At 70.9% G+C, this 17,445-nt stretch carries 13 protein-coding genes and 2 pseudogenes; 14 read left to right on the top strand and 1 reads right to left on the bottom strand.

Translation table 11 applies throughout. From position 1 onward, the window contains the following. Positions 1 to 142: 142 nt before the first annotated feature. The 13 genes and pseudogenes from AB852_RS09150 to AB852_RS09210 all read left to right on the top strand — a co-directional run bounded on the left by AB852_RS09150 (position 143) and on the right by AB852_RS09210 (position 14,304). Complete coding sequence (locus AB852_RS09150) at positions 143 to 727, top strand: MarR family winged helix-turn-helix transcriptional regulator (protein WP_245876695.1); 585 nt, start codon at positions 143 to 145, stop codon at positions 725 to 727. Between the two features lie 322 nt (positions 728 to 1,049). Beyond that, a complete protein-coding gene (locus AB852_RS09155; RefSeq protein WP_073785913.1) occupies positions 1,050 to 2,339 on the top strand; it encodes a M24 family metallopeptidase in 1,290 nt (429 codons plus the stop codon). 491 nt (positions 2,340 to 2,830) lie between these two features. Further along, the gene (locus AB852_RS09160) at positions 2,831 to 3,928 is read left to right on the top strand and encodes an ABC transporter substrate-binding protein (RefSeq protein WP_079184453.1); all 1,098 of its coding nucleotides are present in this window, start codon (positions 2,831 to 2,833) and stop codon (positions 3,926 to 3,928) included. Positions 3,929 to 3,930: 2 nt separating this feature from the next. Beyond that, positions 3,931 to 5,733, top strand: a complete 1,803-nt coding sequence (locus AB852_RS09165; RefSeq protein ID WP_073785918.1) for an ABC transporter permease — start codon at positions 3,931 to 3,933, stop codon at positions 5,731 to 5,733. A gap of 8 nt (positions 5,734 to 5,741) precedes the next feature. Continuing rightward, complete coding sequence (locus AB852_RS09170; protein ID WP_073785920.1) at positions 5,742 to 6,848, top strand: ABC transporter ATP-binding protein; 1,107 nt, start codon at positions 5,742 to 5,744, stop codon at positions 6,846 to 6,848. A 306-nt stretch (positions 6,849 to 7,154) separates the two neighbouring features. After that, complete coding sequence (locus AB852_RS09175; protein ID WP_073785922.1) at positions 7,155 to 7,943, top strand: CoA transferase subunit A; 789 nt, start codon at positions 7,155 to 7,157, stop codon at positions 7,941 to 7,943. Continuing rightward, the gene (locus AB852_RS09180) at positions 7,943 to 8,596 is read left to right on the top strand and encodes a 3-oxoacid CoA-transferase subunit B (RefSeq protein ID WP_073785924.1); all 654 of its coding nucleotides are present in this window, start codon (positions 7,943 to 7,945) and stop codon (positions 8,594 to 8,596) included. Before AB852_RS09175 ends, AB852_RS09180 begins: the two co-directional genes overlap by 1 nt. Positions 8,597 to 8,609: 13 nt before the next feature. Then, positions 8,610 to 9,137 (top strand): annotated as a pseudogene (locus tag AB852_RS09185) (3-oxoadipyl-CoA thiolase); the annotation flags it as partial. A gap of 3 nt (positions 9,138 to 9,140) precedes the next feature. After that, positions 9,141 to 9,905 carry a protocatechuate 3,4-dioxygenase subunit beta gene (gene pcaH / locus AB852_RS09190; RefSeq protein ID WP_079184455.1) on the top strand — a complete coding sequence of 255 codons (765 nt, stop codon included), beginning with the start codon at positions 9,141 to 9,143 and terminating at the stop codon, positions 9,903 to 9,905. Next, positions 9,902 to 10,450: a protocatechuate 3,4-dioxygenase subunit alpha gene (pcaG, locus tag AB852_RS09195; protein WP_073785926.1), complete on the top strand. Its 549-nt coding sequence runs from the start codon at positions 9,902 to 9,904 to the stop codon at positions 10,448 to 10,450. The genes pcaH and pcaG overlap by 4 nt, the downstream gene beginning before the upstream one ends. Next, complete coding sequence (gene pcaB / locus AB852_RS09200) at positions 10,431 to 11,954, top strand: 3-carboxy-cis,cis-muconate cycloisomerase (RefSeq protein WP_073785929.1); 1,524 nt, start codon at positions 10,431 to 10,433, stop codon at positions 11,952 to 11,954. The genes pcaG and pcaB overlap by 20 nt, the downstream gene beginning before the upstream one ends. Then, positions 11,951 to 13,120 carry a bifunctional 3-oxoadipate enol-lactonase/4-carboxymuconolactone decarboxylase PcaDC gene (gene pcaDC / locus AB852_RS09205; RefSeq protein ID WP_073785931.1) on the top strand — a complete coding sequence of 390 codons (1,170 nt, stop codon included), beginning with the start codon at positions 11,951 to 11,953 and terminating at the stop codon, positions 13,118 to 13,120. The genes pcaB and pcaDC overlap by 4 nt, the downstream gene beginning before the upstream one ends. After that, the gene (locus tag AB852_RS09210; RefSeq protein WP_073785933.1) at positions 13,120 to 14,304 is read left to right on the top strand and encodes a 4-hydroxybenzoate 3-monooxygenase; all 1,185 of its coding nucleotides are present in this window, start codon (positions 13,120 to 13,122) and stop codon (positions 14,302 to 14,304) included. The genes pcaDC and AB852_RS09210 overlap by 1 nt, the downstream gene beginning before the upstream one ends. A gap of 45 nt (positions 14,305 to 14,349) precedes the next feature. Here the strand turns inward: AB852_RS09210 and AB852_RS09215 are convergent. Further along, positions 14,350 to 14,523, bottom strand: a pseudogene (locus tag AB852_RS09215) (IS5/IS1182 family transposase); the annotation flags it as partial. 1,293 nt (positions 14,524 to 15,816) lie between these two features. On the opposite strand from AB852_RS09215, the gene AB852_RS09220 reads away from it, so the two are divergent. Further along, the gene (locus tag AB852_RS09220; RefSeq protein WP_079184456.1) at positions 15,817 to 17,418 is read left to right on the top strand and encodes a nitroreductase family protein; all 1,602 of its coding nucleotides are present in this window, start codon (positions 15,817 to 15,819) and stop codon (positions 17,416 to 17,418) included. The last annotated feature ends 27 nt before the right edge of the window (positions 17,419 to 17,445 follow it).

The raw sequence follows: 17,445 nt of genomic DNA on the forward strand, positions 1-17,445 counted from the left end.
CCGGCGCTCCCACCACCGGATCCTGGTGTCCGGCTGGTCCAGCGGGAGAAAACTTAGATCTAAGTCTCTTAGAGCGTCAATACATAGGGCTGATATTCTCCGCGTCCAGCCTGTTCATGACGAGCCGTAGGTGGGCGCACCCGTGAGCCATCGACCCGACAGACGTTCCGCCGTGTCCGATCCCGCGTCGCCGGGGTCGGCGGACCGGGCCCCGGAGCCCGCCCGGGAGGACACCCCCGACGAGGTGGACCGGATCATCGCCGAGTGGCGCAGGGAGCGGCCGGGCCTCGACGCGGACAGCATCGACGTGGTGGGCCGCATCACCCGCTGCGGGGTGCTGGTCCGCAATCTGTCGAACCGGATGTACGACCGCCACTCCATCAATCAGTCGATCTTCGACGTACTGGCGAGCCTGCGCCGGATGGGGCCGCCCTATCGCAAGACGGCGCGGGAACTGGCGGCCTCGTCCCTGCTCACATCGGGCGGGATGACGATGCGGCTCGACCGGATGGAGCGGGACGGGCTGATCCGCAGGATCCGCTCGGCCGAGGACCGCCGCAGCGTGTACGCGGAGCTCACCCCGGCGGGTTTCGCCCTGATCGACCGCATCATCGACGACCACCTGGAACGGGAGCGCGAGATGCTCCGGACGCTGGACCCCGACGAGCGGCGGCAGCTCGCCGGTCTGCTGAAGAAGCTGGAGACCCGGCTGCGCGACCTGGACTGACCGGCCTCCCGGGGCCGTCCGGCCCGGCCCCGGCCTGCGTGACGTGCGGCGATCCGTCGCGCCACGGAGGCCGGGCCGCACGGGATACACACGCAACAACTTAACTAAAAGCTTCTTTGACCTAAGCCTTGTGGGTCCCGGACGGCGGGGTCTATGGTCTCGGCAACGCAGATCAACCCTCCAGGTCATGAGCCCGCGACCGCCGCACACGACGGCATCGGCCGACCTGACGGACATCCGACCATGAGGGCTTGAGCCCATGCCCCGCCGTCCCCGCCGAGTGCGCGGGTGACCGTTCGAGGGGCTACGAAGGGAGCCATCCGTGCCGACTCCGACCATCGCCGGGACCACCCCGGGGACCGCACCCGCCACCGGGACCCCGGAAGGGGAACCGCACGACGAGCGGGCGTTCCGGATGCGCCGCACCCAGGAGTTCATGGACGCCCATGAGCTCGACGGCCTGCTCGTCTTCGGCGCCGACCGCAGCGACCGCTACGACGCCGGCCAGTACCTCTTCCGTGACCGCCGCTACCAGCACTTCGTCGTCCCCCGGCACGGCGAACCCACGATGGTGGCCTTCGCCGCCCAGGTCGCGGCGCAGCACCAGCTCACCCGGGAACGCGGTCTGGAGACCTGGATCGAGGACATCCGCGTGGGGTCCGCGCCGGAACTCCTGCCGCGGATCGCGCGGGAGAAGCAGCTCGGCGGCGGCCGGCTCGGCGTCATCGGCGCCGGGTACGGATCGCCGTTCTACCCGGGCGGCTGGGTCTCCCGGTCCGTCTGGGACGCGATCGGCGAGGGACTGCCCGACGCCACACTGCTCGACGTCACCCGTGACTACGGACTGGTGATGGCCCGGCGCAGCGACGAGGACCTGGAGCACATCGCCACCGCCGCCGCGGCCGGGGACGCGGCCGTCGAGGCCATGATGGCGCTGGCCGCGCCGGGCCTGGACGAGACGGAGCTGTACGCCGAGGGTGTGGCGACGATGCTGCGCAAGGGGATGCGTGTCACCTGGATGCTCTTCCAGACGGGCCTGGACAACTACGCCTGGGGGGAACCCACCTGGCTGACCCGCCCGGAGCGCGCCCGGCGGCTGGAACGCTCCGACATGGTGTGGGCCGAGATCTTCCCCAACTACGCCGAGCTGAACACCCACGTCAACATGAGCTTCACCCTCGGCACGCCCCCGGCCGAGACGCTGCGCTGCGCGGAGGTCGCCCGCGCGTCCTACGAGGCCGGTGTCGCCGCGGTACGGCCCGGCGCGTCCTTCGCCGAGGTGTGCGCGGCGATGGAGGTGCCGCTCACCGAGGCCGGGATGTGGCATCTGACCCCGCAGTTCGCCTCGCTGAACCCGCTGCTGTCCGGAGGAGGCTCGGCCCTCGGCATCCGGGACCACGTCGACTCCTTCGCCGGCGCCTACCCGCACGCGGACGGGCACCCGGGCCCCTTCTTCGACTTCGAGATCGAGCCCGGTATGACCTTCTCCCTCCAGCCGGACGCCCGGCTCGGCAGGCGCGGCGCGATCGTCGGCGGTGTGGTGGCCGCGACGGAGTCCGGCTGCCGTGAGTTCAACACCGTCTCCACCCGGCTCAACTCGGTCGAGGTGTAGGCACCGGCCACGGCGTCCGGTCCCCGCTCCAGCGCCTCGGCCGGCGTGCGGGCGTAGGTCACGGCGACCGGCCCCTTGGTGCGGCGCCCCCGACCGCGTGCCCGGGACCGTTCGGCCCGGGCGCGCGGAGCAGGACCGTCGCCCACCCGAACCCTGATGATCCGGCCTGGTTCAACCCGTTCCGGTCGGATACGATCCGCTTCGACCGGCCATACGGTCACCACCGCCACCCCGCGCACCACGCCACCGGCGCCGTCGATCCGGCGATCCGGCCCGGCTCTCCTCCGCGCCCCGGCCGTACGCGCGGCCCCTCCCGGCCGGGTCTGCACCGGCCGACCCCGCGCCCTGGGCCCCACGCCCGCACCCTCCGGCGGCCCCACGCCCCGGCCCCCCGCAGTCGGACCTCGTACAGCCGGGTATCCCCGCACCCCGGTCCTTCCTCCCTTCCGGCCGGACTGCCCGGCCATCCTCCCGGCAAGGTGGTATTGCTCATGACAAAGCGGCCTGTATCGCTCGATCGGCGCGCCCTTCTGCACGGCATGGCCGCGGTGGGGGCCGGCGGTCTGTTGGCTGCCTGCGGCGACGGCTCCGGCTCCCCTTCCAGCAAGGCCGGTTCCGGCGGGAACCTGCCCTCCTCCCTCAGACCGCTGGCCGACAAGGCGGCCAAGGAGGGCGAGATACGGCTCTTCATCAGCACCGACTCCCGTACCCCGGCCCACGCCAGGAAACTCTCCCAGGCGTTCCGCGCCGACACCGGCGTCGACCTCAGGATCAAGTTCGTCGGCGGCGAACCCGACCCCGCGTTCGCCAACAAGCTGGTGCAAGAGGCGAAGGCCCAGGTCACTCCGTCGATAGACGTGTTCGCGACCACCCCCTTGGTGGTCAAGCAGCTCAGCGGCGCGGGCCTGGTCCAGCCGGTCGACTGGGGCTCCATGGAAGGGGTCGCCGCCGACGATGTCTGGGCCGACCACCATGGCATCCACATCGCCGAGATCGCCCGGACGGTCCTCTACAACACCAAGGACGTACAGGCGGCGGACGTCCCGAAGTCCCTGGAGGAACTCCTCACCGACAAATGGCGCGGCAAGATCGTCACCGCCGGGCTGCCCGATGTCTTCAGCCCGCTGGCCGCCGGACTCGGCGTCGACAAGACCCTGGACTTCGTGCGCCGACTGCTGGAGGACGGCAGGGTGTCCCTCGCCTCGGTACCGACCGCCATCCGCACCCAGGTGAGCAGCGGGGAGTTCCCGATCGGCTACGGAGTACGCATAGGCGAGCGTCAGCGCGTCGCCAAGGCACCCGTCGACTACGCACCCGTCAAGGTGCCCGTGGTGCCGCGCGCCGGACTCGTCGTCAAGGGAGCGGAGAACCCCGCCGCCGCGCAGCTCTTCCTCTACTGGCTCAACGCCACCGAGCAGGGCCGCAAGAAGGCGTACGAGGTCCTCGACTGGCCCCGCCACACCACCCCCGGCACCGATCTGTATCTCCTGGCCGAGAAGGCCGGCGGGGTGATGACCGCGGGGACGGACTGGTGGATGAACGACTACGAGAAGGTCAACAAGCAGCTCGCACAGTTGCTGAGGAAGTAGGGATGGGGTCGGACAAGGTGCCGGAACTGACCACCTCGCGCCCCGCCCCCGAAGGCCGGCGCACCGCGGGAAAGGGCACCGCCTCGCGGCACGATCCACCACCGGGCCGCACCGCACGACGCCGGGTCGACGCCCCGCTGGTCGTGGTACGGGTGATGATCGCCCTGCTGTGCGTGGTGCTCGTCGTCCCGATGGCCGGACTGGTCTGGGCGGCGTTCGGCCCGGGAGAGGGATTCGGCGGCGGAGAGCTGTCGCTCGACAACTTCCGCACGGTACTCGGCTCCAGCGGACTGGCCGGGACGCTGCTGCGCACCCTGGTGCTCGGGGTGGGCAGCGTCATCGTGATGCTGCTCGTCGCCGTCCCGCTGGCCTGGCTCTACGCCAGGACGGATCTGCGCGGCAAGAGCGTCATCCTCTTCCTGGCCGCCGCGAAGATGGCGATCCCCGGCTTCCTCGTCGCCCTCGGCTACATCTTCATGTTCAACCCGAGCAACGGGATCATCAACACCTGGTGGGGGGAGCTGGGCGGCAGCGGCCCCCTCACGGATGTCTACAGCCTGAAGTGGATCATCCTGCTCCAGGGACTGGACTTCGCCGGCCCCGCATTCTTCATGCTCGTGCCCACCCTGCGGGTCATCGACGTCAACGTCGAGGAGGCCGCCGCGGTCCACGGCATCCCCCGACTGCGGGCCGCCCTCCAACTGCTCCTCCCGATCGCGGCACCGGCCATCGCCGGGGTGTCCATCTTCTTCTTCATCGTCGCCGTCGAGGTGTTCGACTACGCCGGGATGCTCGGGATGCCCGCCCGGATCACCGTCCTGTCCACCCTGATCTACCAGTACACCCAGGGCGCCACCGGCTCCCCCGAGTACGGCAACGCCGCCGCCGTCGGGCTCGGGATGGCACTCGGGATCGGCCTCATCATGCTCGGCTACTACCGGGCGATGCGCCGCGCCGGACAGATGGCCACGGTCACCGGCAAACGCGCCGCCCGTGAACCGATCAGACTCACCCGGCGGGGCCGGGTCGCCGGATACTGCCTCATCGGGCTGTACGCGCTGATCGGTGTGGTGCTGCCGGTGCTGACCCTCGTCTGGGCCTCGCTGGTGCCCTATCTGCGGCCCCCGTCGGCCGAGGCGTTCGGGGAGCTGTCCTTCGCCGCCTACACCGACGCCGCCTACGATCTGGGGGAGGTCCTGCCGACCACGCTCCTGCTGGTGGCGGTGGTACCGACGGCCGCGGTGGCGTTCGCCGCCTGCGCCGGATGGCTGGTCACCCGCACCACCGTACGGGGCCGGCGCGGACTCGACGCGCTCATCATGATGACCCTCGCCGTCCCGTCGATCGTCATGGCCGTGTCCTTCGTGTACGTCGGGCTCTCCGCCTACCGATGGCTCCCGCTCTACGGAACCGCGGCCTTCCTCGCCCTCGTGGTCGCCTGCCGGTTCGTGGCGACCGCGTACCGCACCCTCCACGGAACGATGCTCCAGGTCCACGGCGAACTGGAGGAGGCGGCGGCGGTCTCCGGCATCCGCCGGGGCCGGGCGTTCGTCTCCGTCGTCCTGCCCGTGGTGCGCGGCAGCCTGGCCTACGCCTGGTTCTGGATCGCCCTGCTGACCATCCGCGAACTGACCATCACCCTGATCCTCTCCAGCGACGGCACGGATGTGATGTCCACCCGGATCTTCGGCTACAGCTCGGCGGGCGAGACCGGCCTGTCCGCCGCCCTCGGGGTGATCCAGCTCGGACTGATCACGGTCCTGCTCATCGCCTTCTGCCGCGTCGCCCGCCGCCAGTCCCTCTAGGAGCTCCCATGATCGACCTCGAAGGCGTCTCGAAGTCCTTCGCCCAGGACCGCGACCAGGTGCCGGCGCTGCGCGATGTCTCGCTGTCCGTCGCCGAGGGCGAGTTCTACGTCCTGCTCGGCGCGTCCGGCTGCGGAAAGACGACCACGCTGCGCATCGTGGCCGGACTGGAACGACCCGACACCGGCACCGTGTCCATCGACGGCCGGCAGGTCTCAGGACACGCGCCCCCGGTCTGGGTGGGCCCCGAGGAAAGACCTCAGGCGATGGTCTTCCAGTCGTACGCCCTGTGGCCCCATATGACGATCCGGCAGAACATCGCCTTCCCCCTGCGCCGCGGTGTGCGGCGCCCGGACCGGGCGGAGGCGGCGGCCCGGGTGGAGGAGGCCCTGGAGATGTTCCGGCTGACCGAGCAGGCGGACCGCAAGGTGACACAGCTCTCGGGCGGCCAGCAGCAGCGGGTGGCACTCGCCCGGGCACTCGCGCTGCGCCCCAAGGTGCTGCTCATGGACGAACCGCTCTCCAACCTGGACGCGAGACTGCGGATGGACCTCCGTATCGAGCTCAAGGAGCTGTCCCGGCGGACGGGCATCACCTGTCTGCTCGTCACCCACGACCAGGAGGAGGCGATGATGCTCGCCGACCGGGTCGGCATCATGCAGGGCGGCGGGATCGTCCAGGAAGGCCCGCCGCACGAGCTGTACAACGCGCCCGCGACGGAGTTCGTCGCCAACTTCCTCGACCATATGAACCTCGTCCGCGCGGCCTCGGTCGTCTCGTCGGACGCGCACGGCCTGGAGGTCACGGCGGGCGGCCGGCACCTGCGCACGGGCCCCGGCGACCATGCCGTGGGCACCGCGCTCACCCTCGGTATCCGCCCCGACGACATCGTGTTCGACCTCGGCGACGGCACGGGTACGGAGCCCAACCAGGTGACCGGCACCCCCCTTGACCACCACTACGTGGGCGGACACTTCCTCCACCGGGTGCAGACCCCGCTGGGCCTGCTCACCGTCCGCTCCCCCACGGGCCCGGACGCGTTCACGTCCGGCACGGTACGTCTGCGGCTGCCCGCCGAGAAGCTGATCACCATGGCTCCCCCGGCCGGGGCGTGAGGTCCCGCGACCGGGCGGCGGCGGTCGGCCGGTGAGGGGCAGCCAGGTCCCTTCCGCGGACTGGGCGTTGAGGTGGCCCTGTTCCGGGCCGCAGGGCGCCGCCCTCCGCCCCTGACCCGAGCGCCATCCTCGCGGGCTGCTGCCCGGCCGGCCTGCGGGTCCTCCGGGTCGCCCGGCACCCCGCACTTCGGCGGTTCGCCACCGTTGAGGTCCCGGCCGGCGAACGCGCACTCGGGGCGCGTCAAGCGATGAACTCCAGTTCACCTGGCGAACACATGCCGTCGTCACCCCGTAAAGGAAGCTTCCGTGGACAAAGTCAGTCACAGCGCCGCCGCAGCGGTCGGCGACATCGGGGACGGAGCCTCGCTCGCCGTCGGCGGGTTCGGTCTCAGCGGTGTGCCGGGCACCCTGATCGCCGCCCTCCTCGCCCGCGGGACCGGTGGACTGCACGTGGTCTCGAACAACTGCGGGGTGGACGGCTCCGGGCTCGGCACCCTGCTCGCCGCGCGGCGCGTCACCCGCGTCACCGGCTCGTACATCGGGGAGAACAAGGAGTTCGCCCGTCAGTACCTCGCCGGTGAGCTGGAGGTCGAACTCGTGCCCCAGGGAACCCTCGCGGAACGGCTGCGCGCGGGCGGCTGCGGCATACCGGCCTTCTTCACCCCGGCCGGAGTCGGCACCCAGGTGGCGGAGGGAGGTCTGCCCCGCCGTTACGGAGCGGACCCGGAGCTGAGCCCCGCCAAGGAGATCCGTGACTTCGGCGGCCTCGATCACGTCCTGGAGACCGCCATCACCACGGACTTCGCCCTCGTACGGGCCGCCAGGGGCGACCGGCTGGGCAACCTCGTCTTCAGCAGGGCGGCCCGCAACTTCAACCCGCTCGCGGCGATGGCGGGCCGGATCACCATCGCCGAGGTCGAGGAACTGGTCGAGCCGGGCGAGCTGGACCCGGACGCCGTGCATCTGCCCGGCGTCTTCGTCCAGCGGGTGGTGCCCCTCACCCCCGCACAGGCCGCCGACAAGGCCATCGAGAAGCGAACGGTCCGGACCCGCGGGCCGGAAGCAGCCGCGCGGAACCGGACGGTGGACGCCTGATGCCCTGGACACGCGACGAAATGGCGGCCCGCGCCGCCGCCGAACTGACCGACGGGTCGTACGTCAACCTCGGCATCGGACTGCCCACCCGGGTCCCCGCCTTCCTCCCCACCGGGATCGACGTGGTCCTCCACTCGGAGAACGGCATCCTCGGAGTGGGCCCGTATCCGACCGAGGACGAGGTCGACCCCGACGTGATCAACGCGGGCAAGGAGACCGTCACCGTCCGGCCCGGAGCGGCCTGCTTCGACTCCTCCCTCTCCTTCGGCATGATCCGCGGCGGACACATCGACACCGCCGTCCTGGGAGCCATGCAGGTCTCCGCCGGCGGCGACCTCGCCAACTGGTCCGTCCCCGGACACCTGGTCAAGGGCATGGGAGGCGCGATGGACCTGGTCCACGGAGTGCGCCGGGTCATCGCCTTGACCACCCACACCGCCAAGGACGGTTCCCCGAAGATCGTGCGGGAATGCACCCTGCCGCTCACCGGCAGAGCCTGCGTGCGACGCGTCATCACCGATCTCGCCGTCCTCGACATCACCGACGACGGCCTGACGCTCGTCGAGACCGCACCCGGTGTCACCGCCGCCGAAGTACGCGCGAGAACCGCCGCCCCGATCCGCGTCGCCGCCACCATGACCGGAGGAGCCTGAGATGCCCGACCGCCTCCGTGAGGTCTACGTCGTCGACGCGGTCCGCACCCCCGTGGGCAACTCCTCACCCCGCAGCGACGGGGCATCCGCGCTGCTGCTCACCGACGAGGACGGGCTGCGCGCCCGCGGACGCGAGCCGCTCGCCCGCGTCAGCGTCACCGCCGTCACCGCCGTCACCGCCGTCACCGCCGTCACCGCCGTCACCGGCATCGAACCGCGGCCATTCGGAGCCGGCCCCGTCGAAGCCGTCCACCGCGCGCTGGAGAAGGCGGGCCGCAGGACGGCGCGGGTGGCCGTCCTCGAACTGAACGAGGCCTTCGCGGCCCAGGCCCTCGCCTGCGTCGGCCAGTGGCCCGACCTCGATCCCGCTGTCGTCAACCCGCGCGGCGGAGCCCTCGCCATCGGCCACCCACCGGGCGCCTCCGGAGCCCGTATCACCGGCGCGGTCGCCCATCAACTCGCCGCAGCGGGCTCGGGCACCGGGGTCGCGGCCCTGTGCATCGGCGTCGGCCAGGGTCTCGCCCTCGTACTGGAACGGTGACACGTGTCCCTCAGCGAACCGACCCAGCGGCAGATCAGCGCCGAGATCGCGGCGGCCCACGAAAGCGCCGCCACGACGCCCCGGCACCACCCGGCTCGTGACTTCGCGCCGTACCGCGGCACTCTGCTCCGTCATCCGCACCAGGTCCCGATCCCGCTGACCGACGACCCGGAGGCCGCGGAACGGACCGGGCCGGTCTTCGGGGTCACCGATGTCACCGGCCTCGACGCGGATCTGACCCGGCAGCACCCCGGGGAGCCGTTGGGCGAACGGATCACCGTCACCGGACGCGTCCTCGACCGGGTGGGCCGCCCGGTACGCGGCCAGCTCGTCGAGATATGGCAGGCCAACGCGTCCGGGCGGTACGCGCACCAGCGTGATCAGCACCCCGCCCCGCTCGACCCCTGCTTCACCGGCGCCGGACGCTGCCTCACCGACGACCAGGGCCGCTACCGCTTCATCACCATCAAGCCCGGCGCCTACCCCTGGCGCAACCACCTCAACGCCTGGCGGCCCGGCCATATCCACTTCTCCGTGTTCGGCACGCACTTCACCCAGCGGCTGATCACGCAGATGTACTTCCCCGGCGACCCGCTGCTCCCCTATGACCCGATCCTCCAGTCGGTCACCGACCCGGCCGCCCGCGCCCGGCTAGTCGCCGAGTACCGGCATGAGCTGTCCACCCCCGAACGGGCGCTCGGCTACCACTGGGACATCGTCCTCGACGGACCCACCGCCACCCTCCCCGACCCCGAGGACCACCGATGATCCTCCCCACACCGGCCCAGACCATCGGCCCCTTCTACGGATACGCGCTCCCGTTCCCGGGCGGTGCGGACATCGCCCCCCGCGGCCATTCCCAGGTCGTGACCGTCCACGGCTCCGTCCGTGACGGCGGCGGCGACCCGGTACCGGACGCGCTCCTGGAGAGCTGGCAGACCGTCCCGCGCCCGGGCCCCGGCTCCATGCGGCGCGATCCCGTCAACGGCGGGTTCGCGGGCCGCAACGGCGTCGACTTCACCGGATTCGGACGGGTGGCCACCGACGCGGACGGCCACTGGGCGATACGCACCCTCGCCCCACCCGCCACCGCGCCCTATCTCGCCCTGTGTGTCTTCGCCCGCGGACTGACCCACCACCTCTTCACCCGCGCCTATCTCGTGCGGCCGACGGAGGACCGCCTGCTGAGCACGCTGCCGCCGGATCGCGCGCGGACCCTGATGGCCACCGGGGACGGGGAGCGGACCTACCGCTTCGACATCCACCTCCAGGGGGAGAAGGAGACGGTCTTCCTTGACTTCCGACACCACTGATCCACAGGGCGCGTACCCGGACCACGGGCTGCTCGCACCCGCGTGGGCCGGTGTGCCCGCCGAGGCGACGACCGGGGACAGGGCCGTGCTCCAAGCCCTCCTCGACGCCGAGGCCGCACTCACCCGCGCCCAGTGCGTCACCGGTCAGGCTCCCTCGGCCGCCGGTCGCACGGTCACCGAAGCCGCCCGCGCCGACCGCTTCGAGGTCCGCTCGCTGGCACTGCGCGCCCGTGGTGGAGGCAACCCGGTCATCCCGCTCGTCGCCGATCTCACCCGGGCCGTCGCGGGCCTGGTCCCGGAGCACGCGGAGTATGTGCACCGGGGAGCCACCAGCCAGGACATCCTGGACACCGCCCTCGTCCTGGTCGCCGCCCGTACCCTCCGTCCGATCGTCCTGGACCTCCGGCGGACGGCCGACGCGCTCGCCCGGCTCGCCAGGGCCCATCGCGACACCCCGATGGCGGGCCGCACCCTCACCCAGCACGCCGTCCCGATCACCCTGGGGCTCAAGGCGGCGGGCTGGCGCTCCCTGGTCCTGGACGCGGCCGACCGGCTCACCCGGGTCCGCGCCTCGCTCCCCGTCCAGCTCGGCGGAGCGGCCGGCACGCTGGCCGCCTTCCACGCCTACGCGCCGGACGCCGGGAACGAGCAAGGCGGGAACGACCCCGGACTGGCGCTGATCACCGCGTACGCCGCCGAACTCGGCCTGGTGGCACCCGCATTGCCCTGGCACACCCTGCGCACCCCGATCGCCGACCTCGGCGGAGCCCTCGCCTTCGCCACCGGAGCGCTGGGCAAGATCGCGGCCGATGTGCTGGTGCTCTCCCGCACGGACATCGCGGAGGTCGCGGAGTCGGGGGGCGGCGGTTCCTCAGCCATGCCGCACAAACACAATCCCGTACGAGCGACCCTGATCGCTTCCACCGCCCGTCAGGTCCCGGCGCTGGCCGCCATCCTGTTCGGCTCACTCGTCGCGGAGGACGAACGGCCCGCCGGCGCCTGGCACGCCGAATGGGAGCCGCTGCGGACCGCTCTGCGACTCACCGGCGGGGCCGCGCACCACACTCATGAACTCATAGCGGGGCTGCGGGTCTTCCCCGACCGGATGCGCCTCAATCTCGAACAGACCGGGGGGCAGTTGCTCAGTGAACGGCTGAACGCGCACCTCGGCACGGTCATCGGCAGGGAGGCGGCACGAGAACTGCTGGAGCGGGCGTCGCGGCGCACCGCCCGGGACGGCGTCCCGCTGCTCGACGCACTGCGCCACGAAGCGGATGCCGAACACCCGCGGGCCGGTTCACCTCCCGGCCCGGCCCGCCCCACGCCCCGGGCGGAGCAGCACCCCTCGCCCGGTGAGCCGCCCTCGGGCCGTTCCCTGGTACCGGTGCGCCTGATGCTGGACACGCTGCCGCCCGATCTCACCGACCCGTCCGGCCATCTCGGCTCCGCCGCGCCCCTCACCGACCGTGCGCTGGAGCGCCGACTCCCCCAGGACCCCTCATGACACTCCACCATCGCGCCGAAGGCCCGGTCGACGGGCCACCGCTCTACCTCGGCCCCTCCCTGGGCACCTCGCTCGCCGTCTGGGACCGGCAGGCAGCCGCCCTCGCCCGTCGTCACCGGGTGATCCGCTGGGATCTCCCGGGCCATGGCGGGTCATCCGCCCGGCCGCTCCCCGCCACCCTCGCCGACCTCGGACACGGGGTGCTCGATCTCGCCGACTCACTGGGTCACGACACCTTCGCCTGCGCGGGGATCTCCCTCGGCGGGGCCGTCGGCGCCTGGCTGGCGGCCCACGCGCCCGAGCGCGTCACCGCGCTCGCCCTCGTCTGCGCGTCGGCCCGGTTCGGCGAGCCGGGGCCCTGGCGGGAGCGGGCCCGGCTGATCCGGGCCGAGGGGCCCGGGTCCTTGGCGGCGACAGCACCCGCCCGGTGGTTCACCCCCGCCTTCGCCGCCTCGGGCGATCCGGCCGTCGCCGCGCTGAGCGCCGACCAGGGCGGCGTCGACCCCGAGGCGTACGCGGCCTGTTGCGATGTCCTGGCCGAAGCCGACCTACGGCCCGACCTCGCCCGGATCACCGCCCCCACACTCGTCGTCGCCGGTCGCGACGACCGGGCCACCCCACCGGCTCACGCCCGTGCCCTCACCGACGCGATCGCCGGCTCCCGTCTCGTCGAACTGCCCCGGACCGCGCATCTCGCCCCGGTGGAGCAGCCACGGATCGTCCTCGCCCTCCTGCTGGACCACTTCACCACCGGTGAGCCCGCGGCCGGAACCCGGGCGGACACCACGGCCGCTGCGACGGCCGTACGCCGAGCCGTGCTCGGTGACGCACACGTCGACCGGGCCGTCGCCGGGACCACGCCCTTCACCGCCCGGTTCCAGGACCTCATCACCCGCTACGCCTGGGGCGAGATCTGGAGCGGCGGCACACTGGACCGGCGCACCCGCAGCTGTATCACCCTCACCGCACTCGTCGCGGGAGGCCACCACGACGAGCTGGCGATGCATGTCCGCGCCGCCCTCCGCAACGGGCTCACCCCGGAGGAGATCGGTGAGGTCCTGCTCCAGACCGCGGTCTACTGCGGTGTCCCCGCCGCCAACTCCGCTTTCGCCGTCGCCGACAGGGTGTTGCGCGAAACCACCGAGCCCCTGGGAGAGAACCACTGATGCGCACCACCGTCGCCATCATCGGAGGTGGCCCGGCCGGGCTGCTGCTCGCCCGGCTGCTGCACAACGCGGGCATCGACACCGTGACTCTCGAAGCCCGTGACCGTGTCCACGTGGAGAACCGCCAGCGCGCCGGCATCCTCGAACAGGGCACCGTCGACGCTCTCCGGTCGGCCGGCGCGGGCGCGCGAATGGACCGTGAGGGCCTGGTGCACCACGGTGTCGAACTGCGCTTCGACGGCCAGGGTCACCGACTCGACTTCCCCGCCCTGACGAACGGGCGCTCGGTCATGGTCTACGCGCAGACGGAGATCGTGAAGGACCTCATCGCGCTCCATACGGAGGAGGGCGGGCCTCTCCTCTTCGAGGCGACGGTCCGTGAGGTGGAGGGTGCCGCGACGGACCGCCCGATCGTCCACTACACCCATCAGGGAAAGGACCAGAGGCTCACCTGCGACTACGTCATCGGCTGTGACGGCTTCCACGGAGTGGCACGCCGCGCGATCCCCGAGTCCGTCCGTGTGACGTTCGAACGGACCTATCCCTACTCCTGGCTGGGCATTCTCGCCGACACGCCACCGGTCTACGACGAGCTGATCTACGCCCACTCCGCGCGCGGTTTCGCCCTCGCCAGCATGCGCACCCCCACCGTGAGCCGCCTCTACCTCCAGGTTCCCAACGGCACCGACCCCGCTGACTGGCCCGACGAGCGGATCTGGGACGAACTCGACAGCCGCCTCGCCCTCACCGACGATCCCGGCTGGAAACTGGCACGCGGCAGGATATCCGCCAAGTCCGTTCTCCCGATGCGCAGTTCGGTCACCGAGCCCATGCGCTACGGCCGGGTGTTCCTGGCAGGTGACGCCGCCCATATCGTCCCCCCGACGGGTGCCAAGGGCCTCAATCTGGCGGCGTCCGACGTGATCACCCTCGCCCGCGCCCTGGAGCACGCACGGGACACCGGCTCGGCGGAGCTCCTCGACGCCTACTCCGACACCTGTCTGCGCAGGGTCTGGGGTGCGGAACACTTCTCGTCCACCATGACGACCGCCCTGCACCAGGACCCTGCCCACTCCCCCTTCGACGCCCGTCTCCAACTCTCCCGACTTCGCCGACTCGCGACATCGCCACATGCCGCCGCCGAACTCGCCGAGAACTACACGGGGCTGCCGATCAGCGCCTGAGCGGCCCGCCTGCGCAGCGTCCGCGCCCGGACCGCGCCCACGCCCTCCTTCTGCGGGCAGGGCCGGGGCGTCGCGCCGGCGCAGGTGCACCGGGCCGACCGGCGCACGCTGGTGGGGCGGCGGTTCGCAGCGGCGGTCACCCTCGCGGGTGACGATGAGGGTGATGACCCACTCGACCTGGTCGTGAGGCAGGACGAGTGCGGCAGGACAGGGGACCAACGCGGCTCCTGTGCGAGTGGGTTGAGACTTCGAACACCTTCCCCGACAGCCCGGGAGCCTCGTGCGCTGCGCACCTCGTCGGCGTCACGGCAATCCGAGTCCGCGCTGAAAGAGCTCAGCCATCGGTCCGACGGCCGGAAGGGGAGCAGTTCCGGCCACGTGGAATCCGCCTTTCCGCAGCGTCATGCGAGAACCCGTCTCGCAGATCACAGGAAGATTACGAGTCGATCACCAAGGTGATCAGCGAGTGTGCCGGGCCGGCGAATCAAGGTGGAGGACGCGCCCTTCGGCCGGGTCGGCGAGCGCCGCATCGTTCTGACCTGCGACACGACCGCCTATTCCAGTTTCAAACCGCGCGCCGTCCAGCGTCCGTCGGCGAAAGAATCTTCAGCCCCACAGTCAACCCGCAGCGAATTAACCGTTCACCGATTTCCGAACACAGGCGAGCGCTATCCGATTCGCAGCTTTGGCGAGTAAGTGCGCTGCCGTTCATGGCCTGGACGTTAGGGTGATGAACGACTTTACAAACGATCGACCCAGCACCTTCCGGCGCCCGACCGTGCCTGATCCGCCGAATCATCTCGAAATGTGAGATCTCTCTTGGCGACGGCCCGGCGGTGCCGCAGGATGGATCATCGCATTCCTGGACCGCCTAGGGGGACGAGCAGTTCATGATTCGGGGCAGTTGTCGCGTGAGCCGATCACGGTAGGGATGTCCAGCCATCACCCTGTCGTCCTCACATGCCTTTCCTGGCACCGCTGCCTGCGGCCGGAGAGCACAGGGACCATCAAGGGAAACGACACCGTGGAGCCGTCGGGAAGATCCAATCGGGCCTAGTTCTCGTGCCGAAACGGTGCATACACGCATGCCGCCCTGCCCTGTGCGGCTTCCTTGACAGCCCTTCCTGCCGTCGAACTCTCATGCTTCATCGACTGTTGACCAACACTCACGCCGCTTATAGAAATCACCAAAAGCGAGCAAAGGTAAGGCCTCGCCATGCCCAAAAAGCGGACAAGGTACTGAGATCCGCATGCGGCAGAACGACCAGATCGACATCCGAATATTTCTGCGCACAATGTTTGGGCGTGCTCGACAGGGTCCAGTTACTCAGTGATCAAGCGGAGTGGCCGCAGTCGATGTGTTACGCCCTGCGGACGTGAATTCCAGCGGATATTGCGGAGGGAACTGACGATGCCTTTCAAGGGAAACCGTCGGCTGCCGGGATCACCGGCGGGACACACAGCGGCCACACACGACGCGACAGCCCATCGCGGCGCCGGCCATAGGGGGGTATGAGTACTGTGGAAACGAGGAGCGGCACGGACGTCAATGAACGTCTCGACCCGCTTTTAGCACGGTTCTGGGACGAGACACGACTACGCGCGGAACCGCTGACCGCCGGGGACACGGCCGTCACCGGGACCGTCCAGGCAGCACTGCCGGAAATCCCCTCGTCGTGGATCGCGGTCTCCAAAGTGCTCGGGCTCGGATACGGCGAACGCGCCGGTGCTGTGATCACCAAGGGCCGGACTCTGATGCGGGCGCGCACCACACCCTCCGCCGGAGCGCTCTATCCCTTCGAGTTACTCGTCGCCTTTCGTGGCGCAACGACCTACGAGTTGTACGAATACGAGGTCGCCGGCTGCTGTCTGCGCCAGATCGGGGCGATCGAGCAGGGCGTACTGGCCGGGCTGCTGGCCCTTCCGGAGGCTCCGGCCCCGCAACCGGACGCCGTGGTCGCCCTCGTCGGCAGGCCGTGGACCTCCATGCGCAAGTACGGGCGCAGGGGGTATCTCTACACCCATCTCGACGGTGCGCACGCGGCGACCAACATCACGATGGCCGCCGAGAGCGCCGGGTTCCGGCCGGTCACGTATCTGCGATTCGACCGGGACACGGCAGCCGAGGTGCTCGGACTCACCGGTCTGTGCCGTGAGCCGCAAGCCCTCATCACGCTGACCGCCACGCCGACGGCGGATCCCGTCGAGTCCAGCGCCGTCGCCAACCCCTTCGCCGTACCGATCTGGCGCCACGGCGACGGCACACGCCGCGAGGAACCGGGGACGGCCGAGCAGGAGGCATGGCATTCGGTGCGGTCCATCAGCACCTTCCACCGCCAGGACGACACGCCCCGCCGGTACGGCAGTTCGCGTACGGTGGCCGCCATCCCACAGGCGCCCGCCGCCGCGCCCGCCGCGCACGGTGCGCCGGGGACACCGGGCGGATCCGTTACGGCGGCGATCAGGCTCGCCGGGGCGGACGGCTTCCGCTCGGACGGCCACCGTGCCGCCTTCGCGCACCTGGCGCTGACCCGCGCTTCCGCGAAGGGATTCCTGCCGACGTCCCTCGGCGAGGAGGCCTTCGGCCATGTCCTGGCCGAGCTCCGTCAGGAGACCGGGACGGACTCCGCGGACGGGCCGCGGGCCGGCCTGCGTGTCCTCGTCCGCTCCGTCGAGGGCATCGCGCCGGGGAGCTACGCGTACACGCCCGACCGGCATGTCCTGTACCCCCTGCACGGCGACGGGGGTACGGAGGAGGCTGTCGTCGCGTCCTGCATGAACCAGGACGTGGTGCGCTCCGCGGCGCTGCTTCTCGTACTGCACGCACCCATGGGCCCACTGCTCGGGACACGGGGCCGCCAGGCCCTCGCCGAGCTTCACCACCACGCCGCGAGCGCCGCGCAGCGCCTCTGTCTCGCCGCCGCGGGGCAGAGTGTCGGCATCACCTGCCTGGGCGGGTTCGACACCGATCTGGTCTCCCGGCTGGTGGGACTCGACGGACACGAAGAAGTCATCTACGTCCTGGCGTGCGGCCGACCCGACGAAACCGCGGTCAAGTGGGACCGTGCGCCGATCGCCTACAGCCACGGCCTCAGCCCGGCACTGCACAGCTGATCCCCGCCGTTCACCACGATCACAGAG

The organism is Streptomyces uncialis (genome assembly GCF_001905345.1).
Classification (GTDB): Bacteria; Actinomycetota; Actinomycetes; order Streptomycetales; family Streptomycetaceae; genus Streptomyces; species Streptomyces uncialis.

What these genes read in the sequence shown, in the direction of transcription:
- AB852_RS09160 (WP_079184453.1), top strand. Translation starts at nt 2,831, where the DNA reads ATGACAAAGCGGCCTGTATCGCTCGATCGGCGCGCCCTTCTGCACGGC.
- AB852_RS09165 (WP_073785918.1), top strand. Translation starts at nt 3,931, where the DNA reads ATGGGGTCGGACAAGGTGCCGGAACTGACCACCTCGCGCCCCGCCCCC.
- AB852_RS09170 (WP_073785920.1), top strand. Translation starts at nt 5,742, where the DNA reads ATGATCGACCTCGAAGGCGTCTCGAAGTCCTTCGCCCAGGACCGCGAC.
- AB852_RS09180 (WP_073785924.1), top strand. Translation starts at nt 7,943, where the DNA reads ATGCCCTGGACACGCGACGAAATGGCGGCCCGCGCCGCCGCCGAACTG.
- pcaG (WP_073785926.1), top strand. Translation starts at nt 9,902, where the DNA reads ATGATCCTCCCCACACCGGCCCAGACCATCGGCCCCTTCTACGGATAC.
- pcaDC (WP_073785931.1), top strand. Translation starts at nt 11,951, where the DNA reads ATGACACTCCACCATCGCGCCGAAGGCCCGGTCGACGGGCCACCGCTC.
- AB852_RS09210 (WP_073785933.1), top strand. Translation starts at nt 13,120, where the DNA reads ATGCGCACCACCGTCGCCATCATCGGAGGTGGCCCGGCCGGGCTGCTG.
- AB852_RS09220 (WP_079184456.1), top strand. Translation starts at nt 15,817, where the DNA reads ATGAGTACTGTGGAAACGAGGAGCGGCACGGACGTCAATGAACGTCTC.